The organism is Halosimplex salinum, from assembly GCF_003730195.1.
Classification (GTDB): Archaea; Halobacteriota; Halobacteria; order Halobacteriales; family Haloarculaceae; genus Halosimplex; species Halosimplex salinum.
Map to the genome: position 1 here is coordinate 187833 of NZ_QWGG01000007.1, position 14426 is coordinate 202258.

Below are 14426 nucleotides of genomic sequence, written 5' to 3' on the forward strand. Positions count from 1 at the left end.
GTGGTAACTATACACCACTTTCTCGGTCAGCGGGGCGCACAAGCCGTCCCTTACTCGCTCCGTAGCGGTCGCCGGAGAACGGTCCGATCCGCACGGTATACGCAACGAACTCGACGCAAACCGGCAACCGACTGGGTGCCTCTCTCGACGAGCACCAGGCTACCGAGGGCTGGGATGCCGCTCGGACGGGTCGAACTCGCCGCCGGAGCGAACCGAACCCGCCGCCGGGACGGATCGGGTGCCGGAGCGGACGGCCGGATTCGGAAGGTTCGTGGCCCCGGGCCGGCATCTCTCTGCAGTGTCGCTCGTCTCGATATTCGCGTCGGCGATCCTCCCCGTCGTCGGGATGGCGGCGCTGGGGTACGTCCTCGGGTGGGCCAAGGACGTCGAGGTCGACGCGCTGAACACGACCGTCGTCTACGTGCTCGCGCCGGCGCTCGTCTTCCACAGCGTCGCGACGACGGATCTCAGCGGCGCGATCCTCCTCGACATCGCGCTCGGAGTGACGCTGTTCACGCTCGCGATGACCGTCGTCGCCGAACTCGTCGGGCGGGCGGTCGGCGTCCGCGAACCGCTGCTGTCGGCGCTGGTCCTGGTGACCGTCTTCTCGAACTCCGGCAACTACGGCATCCCGCTCTCGGAGTTCGCCTTCGGCGAGACCGGCCGCTCGACGGCCGTCATCTTCCTGACGACCCAGAGCGTCCTCATCTACACCGTCGGCGTCTACATCGCCGCCCGCTCGGGGAGCGAGGACTGGACCGAGGGGGTCGAGCGCGTGTTCACGGTGCCGCTGGTGTACGCCGTCGCCGCCGCGCTGGCCGGGCGGGAGTTCGACCTGCTCCCCGCGGCGGAGAGCACGGCCATGGAGACGGTCGGCCTGCTCGGCGACTCCTCCATCCCGGTGATGCTCATCATCCTCGGGATCGAACTCGCGCGGACGGACTACGGCGCGACCCTGCGGACGGTCGGCACGGCGACGGTCCTCAAGATGGTCGTCGCGCCGGTCGTCGGGATCGGCCTCGCTCTCGCTATCGGCTTCGACAACCCGACGGTCGGACGCGTGTACATCCTCGAGACCGCCACGCCCTCGGCGGTCACGCCGCTCATCCTCCTCATCGAGTTCGGCGACTCGACGCCCGTCGAGGGCGTCACCGTCTCCGAGTTCGCCAGCACGGTCGTCCTCGTGACGATGCTCGTCAGCATCCCCGCGATGACGCTGTTGATCTCGCTGTTGCAGTCGGGCGTGCTGTAACCTCCCGCAGAAACCGACCGACCCCGACGCGTCGCTCACTCCGACAGAACGTGTCCCAGACTCGACGATCAGCGCTGGCGACGGCGCCGTCGTCGCGCCCGCCCGTCGTCGCGAACGTACTGGAGCGCCCCGTAGTACGTCTCGACGTCGAACTCCCCGTCTGCCTCCCGGAGGCGCTCCCGGATCTTGGCGGGTGTCATGGTCAACGGTACCATACTACATGGGCGCGAATAAGCGTTTCGCCGAGGGTCGTGGCTGGAACACAGAGTATCGCGAGAAACAACGGTGGAGGGGTCGAGCCCGGCGCTCAGTCCGCGACGGCTTCCTCGGACCCGGTCGCGGCGTTGGGGTCCTGGATCCAGAGGTCGCCGAACATGTCGTCCTGGGTGAGCCGGACGTGGCCGCGGTGGGCGAGGAAGAGCAGGCCGAGGAAGGTCAGCACGCGGGAGCCGCCTGTAGTCGAGATTTCGCGGTACAGTACCTCGTCGCGGCCCTTGTCGTACTGCTCGCGGAGCGCGTCGTGGACGTCGTCGATGATCTCGTCGACGTGTTCCTCGTGGGCGGTGCCGGTCACGTCCGCGGCGCTGGGCTCGTCGTCCATCCGCAGGTCGTCGCCGGTGCGGTAGTCGAGTTCCTGCGTGCCGCGCTGGAACCCCTCGGGCGACTCGCTGGTGTCGTACTCGCGGGACTCCTTCCACCAGTTGTCCCGCTCGGCCTCGCGCAGGTCGCGGACGAGTTCGTCCAGCGTCTGGGGCATCCCACGGGCCCGCCGGCGCTCCAGTCGACGGTCCATCTCCGACTCCAGCGCCGTGAACGGGTCCGGCCCCTCGAAGCCGTCCTCGGCCATCTCGCCGCCCTGCTCCCAGGGCTCCTCCCACGGCTCCTCGGGCTCGTCGTCGCCGTCGTCGAGCATCGCGTCGCTCTTCATCCGCAGGAGGACGCTCGCGTAGAACAGCGCCCGCCCGGAGGTGCGCAGGTCGCCCTCGTCGAGGCGGTCGAGGAACTTGTCGGTCACCGCCACGATGTCGATGTCCCACGGGTCGATCTCGCCGTCCTCCGCCAGGCCGACGAGCACCTCCACGGGCTCGACCTGCTCGTCCTCGTCTTCGTCGTCCGCCTCGGTACCGAAATCCCCGGCCTCCGCTTCCTCGTCGACCGTCGGGTCCGGCTGACCGTCGACGGACGGCTCGCCGGTGACCGGTTCCTCGCTGCCGTCGTCGGTCTCGGCCAGCAGGCCGCCGCCGTCCGCACTGGGTGCCTCCCTCTCCTCGTGGCCGGCGATATTCAGGGGAATGTCGTCGTCCTCGCCGTCTCGCGGGTCGCTCCGCTCCCCGCTCGACTTCTCCGAGCCACTTTGCGGCTCGCTAGTCATCGGCTGGCACCCCCTCCGAACTGAGGTCGATGCCCGTCACCGCACTCACGTTGTCGCCCTGCATCGTCACGCCGATGGCCCGCTCGGAGCGTTCGAGCATGGCCGAGCGGTGGGAGACGACGACGAACTGGGCCTTCCCGGCGAGTTCGTCGACCATCTCGCCCACGAGGTCGGCGTTCTTCGCGTCGAGGAAGGCGTCGACCTCGTCTAGCGCGTAGAACGGCGCGGGGTTGTGGCGCTGGATGGCGAAGATAAAGGCCAGCGCGGTCAGCGACTTCTCCCCGCCGGACATCGCGTTGAGCCGCTGGATCGGCTTGTCCGCCGGCTGGGCCTTCATCGTCAGCCCGCCCTCGAAGGGGTCGTCCTCGTCCTCGAGGTGGAGGTGACCGCTCCCGTTCGAGAGCCGCTCGAAGATGTCCTGGAACTGCTCGTCGATGGCGTCGTAGGACTCCATGAACGTCTCCTTCTTGTTCTGCTCGTAGCGGTCGATCCGGTCGCGGATCCCCTCCGCCTCCTCGACCAGCGTCGCCTTCTTCGACTGGATGTCGTCGAGTTCGTCCTCGACGCGGTCGTACTCCTCGATCGCGAGCATGTTGACCGGTTCGAGGGCCTCCATCTCGGTTTCGAGCCGCTGGATCTCCGACTCCACCTCGTCGTGGTCGGGGATCTCCTCGGGGTCGTAGTCGCCGACGGCCGCCTCGAGTTCGTCGACCTCCCACTCCAGGCGCTCGGCCTCGTCGCGACGTTCCGCGAGGTCGCTCTCGACCCCGCCGACCTCCTCTTTCTTCTCGTCGCGCTCGACGCGAGCCGCCTTGAGCTCGTCTTTCAGCTCCTCACGCTCGTCTTTCAGGTCGGCGAGTTCGTCCTCGAGCTCGGCGACCGCTTCCTCTTTCTCCGCGAGAACCGCCTCTTTCTCCTCGATCTCGGCCTCGAACCCTTCGACGCGCTCCTGCTGCTCGGCCTTCCGGTTCTGGGCCGTCTCGATCTTCTCCTGGAGGTCGTCGATGGCGTCCTCGGCGTACTCCTTCTCGAGTTCGAGCTCGTTGAGCTCGCCGTCGAGGTCGCCGATCTGGTTCTCTAACTCGTCGATCTCGGCGGTGATCTCGTCGGCGCGACTCGTCAGGTCCGGCAGTTCGGAGTCCGCGACTTCGGATTCGAGGTCGTCGATCTGGTCCTGCAGGTCGTCGATCTCGGCGGTCTTGGCCTCGATCTCGGCCTCGATCTCGTCCATCTCGTCGGAGACCTCCTCGCGTTCGTCCTCGATCTCCGAGAGCCGTTCGCCGAGGTCGTCGATCTTCGTCTCGACCTCCTCGCGCTCGCTCTCGCGGCGCTCGATGTCGGTCTCGATGTCCCGGACCTGCTCGGCGGCCTCCGACTCCTTGTCGCGGGCGTCGTCGAGGCGGTCCTCGACGTCGCGCAGGTCCTCGCGGACGGACTGCCGTTCGTCCTCCAGATCGTTGATCCGGGCGGCGATCCGTTCGAGCTGGCCCTGCCCGCCGGAGAAGGAGTAGCGAGTCCCCTTCGAGGACCCGCCGGTCATGGCGCCCGACTTCTCGACGAGGTCGCCGTCGAGCGTGACCATGCGGAAATCGCCCATGTAGTCGCGGGCGGTCTCCATGTCGTCGACGACGAGCGTGTCGCCGAGCACGTAGGAGAAGACGCCCGCGTACTCCCGGTCGTAGTCGACGAGGTTGGCGGCGAAGTCGACGACGCCGTCGTCGTTCGGCAGCGAGGGGAGCGACCGGTTCTGCATCTGCGTGATCGGCAGGAACGTCGCCCGGCCCGCGCCGCGGGATTTCAGGTAGTCGATACAGCGCTGGCCGATCCCGTCGTCGTCGACGACGACGTGGGCCAGTCGGCCCCCGGCGGCGGTCTCACACGCCACCGCGTACTCGGGGTCGACGCCGCCGAGTTGCCCGACCGTGCCGTGGACGCCGTCGATGCCGCCGTTGAGGATCGTCGTCACCGCGCGGCCGTACGAGGAGTCGCCGTCCTGGCCGGCCTTGGCCTCGAGTTCGGCGTACTCCTGCTGTTTGGCGGTGAGTTCGTCCTCGACGTCGTCGAGGTCGCCCTGGAGCTCCTTCCGCTCCGCCTTGAGGTCCGTGACGACCTCGGCGATGGTCGTCTGGTTCTTCTGTGCCTTGTCCAGTTCGGCCTCGAGGTCGTCGATCTCGGCTTCGATCTCCGGGATGCGCGCCTCGAGGTCCTCGATCTCGGCTTCGGTCTCGCGCTGTTCGTTCGAGCGGCGGCGTGCCTCGTCGAGCAGGCGGTCCTGCTCGCGCTGGAGCTCGTTCTTCTCGGATTTCAGCTCCTCGAGCGTGGCGCGTTTCTCCTCGAGCTCCTCCTTGACCTCCTCGAACTCCTCGCCGACCTCGTCGATGCGGGCCTGCACGTCCTCGAGTTCGCTCTCTTTCTCCTGTACGTCGGCTTTCAGCGAGGACTTCGACACCTTCGCCTCGCGGATGTCCGATTCGAGGTCGTCGATGGTCTCCTGCTTGCGGTCGATCTCGACGAACGCCTGGCGGCGCTCGTTCTCGGCGTCCTCGATGGTCGCCTCGGCCGACTCGATCTTGTCCTCGAGTCGCGAGATGTCGCCTTTGACCTCCTCCATCTCGCGTTTGATGGCGAGCTGTTCGTCCTCGCCCTTCCGCTCGATCTCCGCGTTCAACTCGTCGAGTTCGTCCTCGAGACGGAGGACCTTGCCCTGGCGCTCGTCGAGTTCCATCTGCAGATCCTCGAGTTCGGCCTCCAGTTCGTCGACGGCCTCGGTGGCCGCGGCGAGTTCCTCGCGTTTGTCCTCGAGTTCGGCGGCCTTGCGGTAGCTCTCGTACTCCTGTTTCTCGTCGCGCAGGTCCTGGTACTCCAGGGCCGTCTCGCGCTCCTCTGAGAGCTGTTCGAGTCGGCTCTCCTTCTCCTCGACGCGGAGTTCGGCCTCCTCGATGTGCTCCTCGACGACGTCGAGTTCCTCGAAGGCGGACTCTTTCTTCTGGTCGAACTCGGCGACGCCGGCGATCTCGTCGATGATCTCCCGGCGAGCGCCGGCGGTCATGTTGATGATCTCGGTCACGTCGCCCTGCATGACGACGTTGTAGCCCTCGGGCGTGACGCCCGCCTGGGCGAGGAGGTCCTGGATGTCCGAGAGGTTGACCGAGCGGCCGTTGATGTAGTAGTAGGAGTAGTAGTTGTCGTCGGTCTCCTTGACGCGGCGCTTGATGGATATCTCGTCGACGTCGCCGACGTTCTCGGTGCCGGCGGTGGTGACGACCTGCGACCGGGAGAGCGTGCCGTCGCCGTTGTCGAGGATGACCTCGACGCTGGCCTCGCGCTCCTCGCCGGTCTCGACGTCGTCGTCGTGGTGACCGGGGTTGTAGATCAGGTCGGTGAGTTTCTCCGCGCGGATGCCGGAGGTCCGCGCCAGCCCGAGCGCGAACAGGACGGCGTCGATTATGTTCGACTTACCGGAACCGTTCGGGCCGCTGACAGTAGTAAAGTCCTCGTAGAAGGGGATGCGAGTCTTCCGGCCGAAACTCTTGAAATTGTCAAGGACGAGCTCTTTGATGTGCATGGTCGCTCGCGGTGGAGTTCTGGGCCGTTACGCGATGATGATATCGCTCGGTCCGGTCTCCGTGTTATCCTCTTGGTCGGCATCCTCGGTTTTAGTCCTATCGGCCTCGACTTCGTCTGGAGATTCCGACGAGTTCACCTGGTCCTCGGGCGTAAATCCGATGTCTTCGTCGACCACGTTCTCCAGTTCACGCAGGCGGACCTTGCACTCGACGAGTTCGTCCGTCAACCCCTCGACGGACGCCTCGAGTTCCTTGACGCGTGATTCGAGTTCCTCGACTCGGTTACCGCACATATCACCATGACCGGGTTCCCCCGTCATAAACCTACGTCAGACATCCACCCCGAACCTGATAGGTAGCTCCTACCAGCGGCGGCGATCGGACGCGGGTAGAGCGGGTCACGGAGCGGTTCCGGGGGAGCCAGCGTCCCCCCGGCAGCGTCGTTCGAACACGTCTCCCCGGTGTCAGTTCCGCTACGCTTATTTCACGCCAGATAGAGCGACGGGTATGGACAGATCTATCGGAACGCTGGTAGTCGTCGCGCTCGTGGTGCTCTCGGGCTGTACGATGATCGGGGGTGACACGTCGACGGCGACACCGGATGCCACGCCCACGGCGGATGGAACGGCGACAGCGACCGAAACGGTAGCGTCGACGCCGACGCCGTGGTCGACGGCGACCGAGGAGCCGACGCCGACGGAGACGCCAGCGGCGACCGGGACCCCCACGGCGACCCCGACGCCGACAGCCACGGTGGAACCGACGCCGGTGGGCGACCTCGACCCGGTCTCGGAGCTGTCGTCGCTCCCGCCGGGCGTCGAAGGCGGGTCGGTGACGAACGTCACCGCGCTCGCACAGGCCAATCAGCGCCAACTCCTCACCGGCGGCACGGACCTCACGATGACCATCGAGAACTCCTCGCGGGAGGGGACGGGACACCTCCGCATCGCCAACGACACCGAGTCGTCGCTGGTTCACCTCACCGAGGCCGAGGGGGCCCTGGGGACCTCGACCGACCTCTCCACCTACTACGACGCCGAGGAGTCGGGCGTCTACAACCGCTCGTCGGGCGAGGTGATATACGGCCACGGTCCGACGACCTCGCGCTTCACGGCGCGATTCGTCACGGGCCTCGTCTACGTCGTGCCGCAGGCGTACGCCTCCGCGCCCGACTGGGAGACCGCGGGCTCCTACACGACCGACGCCGGCGAGGAGCGCCTCGTCCTCCAGGCCGACTCGGTTCGCGAGGACGCCGGCGACCAGAGTCTCGGTGGCGACGTCTCGGACGACGACGAAGAGATCCGCTCGGTCGAGGCGCGCATGGAAGTCACCGCCGACGGCCTCGTCCGCGAACTGAGTCTCGCGGTCGAACTCGACCCCGCGAGCGGCGAGTCATACACGCAGACGGTCTCGTACACGGTGGCTGACCTCGGAGCCGGCGCCCTCGACCGGCCCGACTGGCTCTCGGACGCGCCGCAGTTGCGCGCTTCGACGACCGCCGACGACGAACTGCTCGTCGTCGAGCACACGGGCGGCCCGACTATCGAGGCGGGGACGAACCTCACGGTCGGCGGCGGGTTCTCGTCGATAGGGAACGTCTCGGCCGACCAGCCCATCACCGAGGGCGACACGCTCTACGTCCACGCGACCGGCGAGAGCTTCGATCGGACGCCTCACCTCTCGGTGAACGAGCGGCCGACCCTGCCCGAAAACGTCACGGCGTTTTCCGGGCAGATCGGCCTCAGCGGCACGCAGGGCAACACGCAGTTCGAAGCGGCCGTGGAGATAGCGAGCGACGCGACCGAGGCGGCTGCGCTGGTCCGGCCGTAGCGCGTCCGAGTCAGTACGCTTTTGACATCGATGCTACATCACCGGGTATGAACCGCCGTATCGCGACGATAGGAGTCGTCGCACTGCTGGTACTCTCGGGGTGTAGCGCCGTCGGACTGGGCGAGACCGGTGCCGACGGGTCCGACGGAGCGTCGACGGTGACGGAGCCGCTGAAGACGCCGCCGACGTCGACCGCGACGCCGACGCCGACCGCGACGCCGACGGCCACGGCGACGCCCGACGCGGACGCGCTCGACCCGGTCTCCGCGATGGACTCGCTGCCGCCGGGCGTGACCGCGTCGGGCGTCGCCGACAAGTCTGCGCTGCTGGACGCCTACCGGAACCGGCTCTCCGCGGGGAGCTACGCGCTCGTGACCGAGATCCGGAACTCGTCGGGCCCGGACAGTCGGCTGGTGTTGCGAAACGACACCGAGGCGACGCTGCTGCGGGTCGAACCCGGCGACCGCGACGCCGCGCTGACGCTCTACGACGGGGCGCCGACGTTCGGTGTGCACAACGGGAGCAGCGGCGAGGTCGCCTACGGACACGGCGCCGCGTCGCTGTCGTCTCGTGTGAGTCTCCTCCAGATCTTCGTGGTCAACTTCGGGACCGAGTGGCTCCGGGCGATGGAGTGGGAGCCGGTGGGGGTCGCGACGGCCGACGGCGAGCAGCGACTCGTCTTCGAGGCGTCGAGCCTCAACGAGACGGTCGCTCGCGACGGCGGGCTGGTCGTGCCGCCGGTCCTGAGTGACGGGACCGAAGTGCGCGACGTCGACGCGCGGATGGCGGTCACCAGCGAGGGGCTCGTCCGCCACGCGAACGTCACGATCACGGCCGACGTGGACGGGACCGTTCGGACCGCAACGACTGCGCTGACCGTCGAACGCGTCGAGCCGGTGAGCCTCTCCGAGCCCGCGTGGCTCGACGATGCACCGCAGGTCTCCCTCTCGAGTGCCGAGGACGACCGTCTCGTCGCGCTCGACCATCTCGGTGGCGCCGCCATCGAGTCGGGGACGACGCTATCGGTCTCCACCGAGGGCGAGCACGTCGGGAACGTGACCGTCTCCGAATCGGTCGGATCGGGCGATACCCTCTACGTTCACCGAACAGGCGACGGCGACGACGCCGCAGTGCATCTGACGGTGAACGAGCGACCGGAGCTCTCGGAGAACGCGACCGCGTTCGCGGGGCGCGTCAGGGTGACCGGCGAGCAGGGTGACGCCACGTTCCAGGCTGGCGTGAAGACGGACGAGCAGTGAGTCCGCTCGTGAGCCAGCGCGGACGGCCACAGAACGGAGCGTCCGCGGTAGTAGATCGGGGCCAGTTCTCGGAGCGGAGGGTGCCGGGAACGGTCGGTCCGCAGGGGGAGGGCCGGAACCCGGGTCGTTAGCCTTTAGCCGGACGGTCACGAACCGCGAGTAATGACTGCACAAGCCGTGGAGACGGAGGATCTGGCGACCGTCATCGGGCTGGAGGTCCACGTCCAGCTCGAGACGGACACGAAGATCTTCTGTAGCTGTTCGACCGACGTGGGCGACGACGAACCCAACACCCACACCTGCCCGGTCTGTCTGGGCCTGCCCGGCGCGCTCCCGGTTCTCAACGAGGGCGCCGTCGAGGCCGCCGTCAAGGTGGGCAAGGCCATCGACGCCACCATCCCCGAAGAGACCACGTTCCACCGGAAGAACTACTACTACCCCGACCTCCCCAAGAACTTCCAGATCACCCAGTACGGCGCCCCGATCTGCCAGGAGGGCGAACTGGAGTTCTCCGTCGAGGGGGAGCGCCGCGCTGTCGACGTCAGGCGCGCCCACCTCGAAGAGGACCCGGGGAGCCTCCAGCACAAGGGCGGCTCCATCGACACCGCGGACTACACGCTCGTCGACTACAACCGCGCCGGCACGCCGCTGATGGAGATCGTCACCAAACCCGACTTCCGCGCCCCCAGCGAGGTTCGCGCGTTCCTCGCGAAGCTCACCGAGGTGCTGGAGTATCTCGGCATCTTCGACGCGACTCGCGACGGCTCGCTGCGCGTGGACGCCAACCTCTCCATCGTCGACGGGAGCGAGGTGGCCGAGGACGGCGCCGTCGACAGGGACGTGCTCGAAGACGCCAACCGCACCGAGGTCAAGAACATCTCCAGTCACAAGGGCGCGGAGAAGGCGCTGGCCTACGAGGAGACCCGACAGAAGAACGCCATCCAGCGCGGCCGCGTCGTCGAGCAGGAGACCCGCCACTGGGACGAGTCCAAGGGCGTCACCCTCTCGATGCGCTCGAAGGAGGAGGAGAAGGACTACCGCTACTTCCGCGAGGCCGACCTGCCGGTGCTCCGCGTGAGCGACTGGAAGGAGCGGATCGACATCCCCGAACTCCCGGACGCGCGCCGCGAGCGATTCCGCACGGAGTACGGGCTGGACGACGAGTCGGCGGACAAGCTCACCAGCACGAAGGAGGTCGCCGACTTCTTCGAGGACGTGGCCGAGCAGTTCGACCCCGGGCTGGCCGCGACGTGGGTCGCCGACGAACTCCTCGGCGAGCTGAACTACCGAGACATGCAGATTGCGGACGTCTCCGGCCGCTTCGACGAGATCGAGCGCCTCGTCGAACTCGTCGCGACCGACGAGATCACCACGAAGAACGCCCGCGAGACCGTCCTCCGCGAGATGCTCGACGACGGCGACTCGCCCGACGACATCGTCGAGCGGGAGGGGCTCGGCAAGACCAGCGGCGACGAGATCCAGTCCGCTGTGGTCGAAGCCATCGACGAGAACCCCGACGCGGTCGAGGATTATCACGACGGCGAGGGCGGCGCCATCAACTTCCTCGTCGGACAGGTCATGCAGAAAACCGGGGGTTCGGCCGACCCGGGCGACGTGAACCAGCTGCTTCGCGACGAGTTAGAGGGGTAGTTCCGACCGCGAACGGAGTGAGCGGTCGGTTTTTGGTCCAGATTTTTCGCTGAGCGGTACCCGGAGCGAACGGAGTGAGCGAGGATACCCGAGGCGAAAAAGGTGGCCGCAAGACCGGGGGTTCGGCCGACCCGGGCGACGTGAACCAGTTGCTTCGCGACGAGTTAGAGGGGTAGAGACGGACGCGGGTCGACGCGCAAATTCTACGACCGGCGGACGTAGTGGGCGACGGTCGCGACCAGTAGTCCCAGAACCACGAGGTAGAGTCCGATCTGCAGTATGGAGGGGCCGAAGTCGTTCTCGGTCTCGCCGCCGAGGACGGTGTAGACGACCACGAGCGGGATGTAGAGGGCTATCCCGGGGATCCGCAGGAACGACGGCTCCACGTACGCGCGATAGAGTCCCATGGGGACGGCGAGCAGTAGCGTCGCGACGACTGCGTCCCGGAGGAAGACCGCGCGCTCCGACCGAAGTGAAAACATAGCGACGAGAACTGGGCACTGGGACAAGTATCTTGTCGTACTGCCGGCCGGCTCAGTCCGTCACGGGTTCCTCGCCCTCGACGCCGTCGCCGGCGACCGCATCGTCGACCGCTCTTCCCTCGCTCTCGCCCTCCCGCTCGCGCTCGTCCTCGATGACGGCTTCGCGCCAGCCGCCGCGGCGGAACCAGACGACGCCGACGACGAAGGAGGCGATGGCCGAGGCGGCCATCGCCCACCAGAGTCCGTTCACGTCGACGGGGGTCACCGCGAGCGGGTCGAGTGCGACGGCGTAGGCGAGGAACACCGCGACGGGCACCCGGAACACCCACCGCGAGAGCAGCGAGAGGACGAACGCGACTTTCGTCCGTCCGGCGCCGCGGAACGCTCCCTGAACGACCATCAGGCCCCCGAAGAAGGCCCAGAAGGGGGCGATGATCCGCAGGAGCGTGACGCCGGCGTCGATCACGGCCTGGTCGCCGATGAAGACGCCCATCGCGATGGCCGGGAAGGCGTAGACGAGGCCGCCGGCGGCGAAGAGGACGGCCATCGCGCCGGCGGTCGCCGTCCACGTCACGTCGGCCGCGCGGTCCGGCTGGTCGGCGCCGAGGTTCTGGCCGACGCCGGTCGCGGCGGCCTGTCCGACGGCGCCGGAGACGGTCCAGGAGACGGACATCAGGCGGATGCCGATGCCGTAGGCGGCGGTGGCGACGGCGCCGAACCGCGCCACGAGGGCGGCGAAGGTGACCGCCGCGAGCGAGCGGGTGAGTCCGTCGAGCGTCGCGGGGTAGCCCACGTCGACCAGTCGCCGGAGGATGCCCCAGTCGGGCGTGAGGTCGCCGACGCGGAGGCGGATGCCCCACCCGCCGTCGACGAGGATGTAGAGGCCGATAGCCGCGGCGATGGCCCGTGAGATGAACGTCGCGATGGCCGCGCCCTGTGCGCCGAGGCCGAGGAAGGGGCCCCAGTCGAGGATGAACACTGGGTCGATGACGATGTTGAGGCCGGCGCTGGCGCCGACGAGCCACATGGCGGTCTTCGTGTCGCCGGCGGCCCGGAGCGACGAGCGGAAGACGAAGAAGAGGAAGGTGAAGGGGATGGCGAGGAAGACGAACTCGATGTAGGCGACGGCGGCGTCGAAGACGGCTCCCTCGGCGCCGATCAGGGCGACGAGCGGCTCTCGAACGAGGAAGCCGAACAGTCCGAGCGCGACGGCGACGGCGACGGCGAGCAGGACCGACTGGGCGACGGTCCGCTCGGCGCGGCGCTCGTTGCCGGCGCCGATGTGCTGGGAGACGATGGCGTTCGTCGACGCGGTGAGCCCCATCGCCACGGAGATGAACAGGTAGGCGGTGGGGAACATCAGCGAGACGGCGGCGACGGCCTCGGCGCTGACGCGGCCCACCCAGAACATGTCGGCGAGGTTGTACGCCGTCTGGAGGAGGTTGCCGGCGACGAGCGGCCAGGCGAGTTTGAACAGGCGCGGCGTCACCGCGCCGGTGGTCATGTCGACGCGACTCTCCGAATCCGTCACTGTCCGCGTGCAGGGACCACCAGACTGTAAGCGTGTCCGTCGCGGACGACGGGCGTCGGTCGGCCGGCCGGGCCGCGGATCCGAGTGCGGGGCCGGCGGGGTCCCGGGATCGGCGGGGGCGCGGGGTTGACAGGAAGCAGGCGGGCGTATCAGAACGTCCTTGTCGGTCCGGGCCCGAGCGTCGACAATGACACTCGGCTCTGCGCTCGGTGGGGTCGCGACGGGGGCGGCGCCCGCTATCGACGCGGTGGTCGCCCACAGCGGGACGACACACGCGGGGACGCCCCACTGGCTGCTGGGTGCGCTCACGCTCCTCGGGATCGCCGCCGTGGCGTTCGGATGGACGCGGCTTCGCGACGAGGACGCCAGCGGCCGACTCGGTGCCGGCGTCTTCGCGACCGGCGTCGTCATGGTCATCGCGGGCACGATCGGACTCGTCGAGGTCCAGATCGCGCCGCAGGCGACGCCCGACTGGACGCGCTGGTTCCCCGTGATCAACGCCATCACGGCGGCCCTGCTCGCCGTCGGGAGCCTCGTCGTCGTCCGCTGGAAGTGGCCCGAGCGACCGCGCTACGTCGGCCTCGGCGTCCTGCTCGCGGCGTGGATCGGCTACCCGACACTGATGCCCAGCGAGGGGCTCTCGCACCCGTTCGGCTACCTGCTCGCCGCCGCGGTCCCGCTCGCTATCGGCTACGTCCTCTGGCGCGACGCGGGCGACGCGTTCCCCGGCGTCTTCGGGGCACGACTGCCGCAGGTCGTCGGCGCCGTCACCTTCCTCCTGTTCGCCGTCTTCTACGCGTTCTCGGCGGGCACCCTGTCGGTGAACCCCGACCTGACCGCCGACATGGTCGGGCAGGGGTTCGTCGAACCCTACAGGGTCGCCTCACCGCTGGTCTACTGGCCCGCGCTGGAGTTCTACTTCCCCTCCATCCCGCTGTCGGGGTACGTCTCCGCTGGGTCGCTCCTGCTGGTGGGCATCCTCGGCGGCCTCGTCGCGAGCAACGCAGCGCTCGCCGCCCGGCAGTGGTCGACCGGCGGTGCCGTCCAGTCGCCCCGAGCGATGATCGGGACCGTCACGACGGCCGGCGCGACCGCCTGTGGCTGCTGTGCGCCCGCCGTTTACGGCGCCGCCGGCGTCCTCTTCGGCACGGCGGCGACGCCGGTCTACTGGGCGTTCATGGACCCCTCGTCCCCCGTCGGCGGGCTCTTCTTCGCGGCGAGCGTCCTGCTCCTGACCGGGAGCCTGATCCGTGCGAGCCACGACCCCGCCTGTGGGTTCCCGCGGGAGTCGGAGTCCGGGGCCGTCTCCGAGCAGGCCGCCTGAAGAAGTCCATCGCACACGCCCGCGCGGGACGCGCGATGCGCGCTCACTCGCGGGCGCTCGATCGCACGCACACGCCCGCTGTCGTGCGATTTCGCCCGAAACCTTTAGGGCGGGGACCCGCCTATCACTGGGCAATGACCGACTCCTGTAGCCCCGGAGG

The 14426-nt window shown here is 68.2% G+C and carries 11 protein-coding genes; 5 read left to right on the plus strand and 6 right to left on the minus strand.

Annotated elements, in window-relative coordinates:
• Positions 1–298: 298 nt before the first annotated feature.
• Positions 299–1252, plus strand: coding sequence for an AEC family transporter (locus D1409_RS17645; protein ID WP_123538303.1), 954 nt, complete (start codon positions 299–301; stop codon positions 1250–1252).
• Positions 1253–1320: 68 nt separating this feature from the next.
• Here the strand turns inward: D1409_RS17645 and D1409_RS25600 are convergent, their stop codons facing one another.
• From D1409_RS25600 to D1409_RS17660, 4 genes are all read right to left on the minus strand, one after another.
• Positions 1321–1452: a hypothetical protein gene (locus tag D1409_RS25600; protein WP_268895829.1), complete on the minus strand. Its 132-nt coding sequence runs from the start codon at positions 1450–1452 to the stop codon at positions 1321–1323.
• A 107-nt stretch (positions 1453–1559) separates the two neighbouring features.
• Entirely contained in the window at positions 1560–2624 is a 1065-nt protein-coding gene (locus D1409_RS17650; RefSeq protein WP_123538304.1) for a segregation and condensation protein A, read from the minus strand.
• Positions 2617–6189: a chromosome segregation protein SMC gene (smc, locus tag D1409_RS17655; protein WP_123538305.1), complete on the minus strand. Its 3573-nt coding sequence runs from the start codon at positions 6187–6189 to the stop codon at positions 2617–2619. Before smc ends, D1409_RS17650 begins: the two co-directional genes overlap by 8 nt.
• A 27-nt stretch (positions 6190–6216) precedes the next feature.
• Positions 6217–6483 carry a DUF7518 family protein gene (locus D1409_RS17660; RefSeq protein WP_123538306.1) on the minus strand — a complete coding sequence of 89 codons (267 nt, stop codon included), beginning with the start codon at positions 6481–6483 and terminating at the stop codon, positions 6217–6219.
• 214 nt (positions 6484–6697) lie between these two features.
• Here D1409_RS17660 and D1409_RS17670 point away from each other — a divergent pair, with 214 nt between their 5' ends.
• The 3 genes from D1409_RS17670 (at position 6698) to gatB (ending at position 10929) form a co-directional block, all read left to right on the plus strand.
• Positions 6698–8020 carry a DUF7537 family lipoprotein gene (locus D1409_RS17670; RefSeq protein ID WP_164471761.1) on the plus strand — a complete coding sequence of 441 codons (1323 nt, stop codon included), beginning with the start codon at positions 6698–6700 and terminating at the stop codon, positions 8018–8020.
• Between the two features lie 47 nt (positions 8021–8067).
• A complete protein-coding gene (locus tag D1409_RS17675) occupies positions 8068–9279 on the plus strand; it encodes a DUF7537 family lipoprotein (RefSeq protein WP_123538308.1) in 1212 nt (403 codons plus the stop codon).
• A 162-nt stretch (positions 9280–9441) separates the two neighbouring features.
• Positions 9442–10929, plus strand: coding sequence for an Asp-tRNA(Asn)/Glu-tRNA(Gln) amidotransferase subunit GatB (gene gatB, locus D1409_RS17680; protein ID WP_123538309.1), 1488 nt, complete (start codon positions 9442–9444; stop codon positions 10927–10929).
• Positions 10930–11132: 203 nt separating this feature from the next.
• Here gatB and D1409_RS17685 read toward each other — a convergent pair whose 3' ends face one another.
• Positions 11133–11411, minus strand: coding sequence for a hypothetical protein (locus tag D1409_RS17685; RefSeq protein WP_123538310.1), 279 nt, complete (start codon positions 11409–11411; stop codon positions 11133–11135).
• Between the two features lie 52 nt (positions 11412–11463).
• Positions 11464–12915, minus strand: a complete 1452-nt coding sequence (locus tag D1409_RS17690) for an MATE family efflux transporter (protein WP_123538360.1) — start codon at positions 12913–12915, stop codon at positions 11464–11466.
• Between the two features lie 214 nt (positions 12916–13129).
• Between D1409_RS17690 and D1409_RS17695 the strand changes: the two genes are divergently transcribed.
• Positions 13130–14266 (plus strand): hypothetical protein, encoded by a 1137-nt coding sequence (locus D1409_RS17695; RefSeq protein ID WP_123538311.1) that lies wholly within the window; start codon positions 13130–13132, stop codon positions 14264–14266.
• The last annotated feature ends 160 nt before the right edge of the window (positions 14267–14426 follow it).

Excerpts from the sequence above, each read along its gene's own strand:
- D1409_RS25600 (WP_268895829.1), bottom strand. The coding sequence starts at position 1,452 with ATGACACCCGCCAAGATCCGGGAGCGCCTCCGGGAGGCAGACGGGGAG.
- D1409_RS17675 (WP_123538308.1), top strand. The coding sequence starts at position 8,068 with ATGAACCGCCGTATCGCGACGATAGGAGTCGTCGCACTGCTGGTACTC.
- D1409_RS17650 (WP_123538304.1), bottom strand. The coding sequence starts at position 2,624 with ATGACTAGCGAGCCGCAAAGTGGCTCGGAGAAGTCGAGCGGGGAGCGG.
- gatB (WP_123538309.1), top strand. The coding sequence starts at position 9,442 with ATGACTGCACAAGCCGTGGAGACGGAGGATCTGGCGACCGTCATCGGG.
- smc (WP_123538305.1), bottom strand. The coding sequence starts at position 6,189 with ATGCACATCAAAGAGCTCGTCCTTGACAATTTCAAGAGTTTCGGCCGG.
- D1409_RS17690 (WP_123538360.1), bottom strand. The coding sequence starts at position 12,915 with ATGACCACCGGCGCGGTGACGCCGCGCCTGTTCAAACTCGCCTGGCCG.
- D1409_RS17695 (WP_123538311.1), top strand. The coding sequence starts at position 13,130 with ATGACACTCGGCTCTGCGCTCGGTGGGGTCGCGACGGGGGCGGCGCCC.
- D1409_RS17660 (WP_123538306.1), bottom strand. The coding sequence starts at position 6,483 with ATGTGCGGTAACCGAGTCGAGGAACTCGAATCACGCGTCAAGGAACTC.
- D1409_RS17685 (WP_123538310.1), bottom strand. The coding sequence starts at position 11,411 with ATGTTTTCACTTCGGTCGGAGCGCGCGGTCTTCCTCCGGGACGCAGTC.
- D1409_RS17670 (WP_164471761.1), top strand. The coding sequence starts at position 6,698 with ATGGACAGATCTATCGGAACGCTGGTAGTCGTCGCGCTCGTGGTGCTC.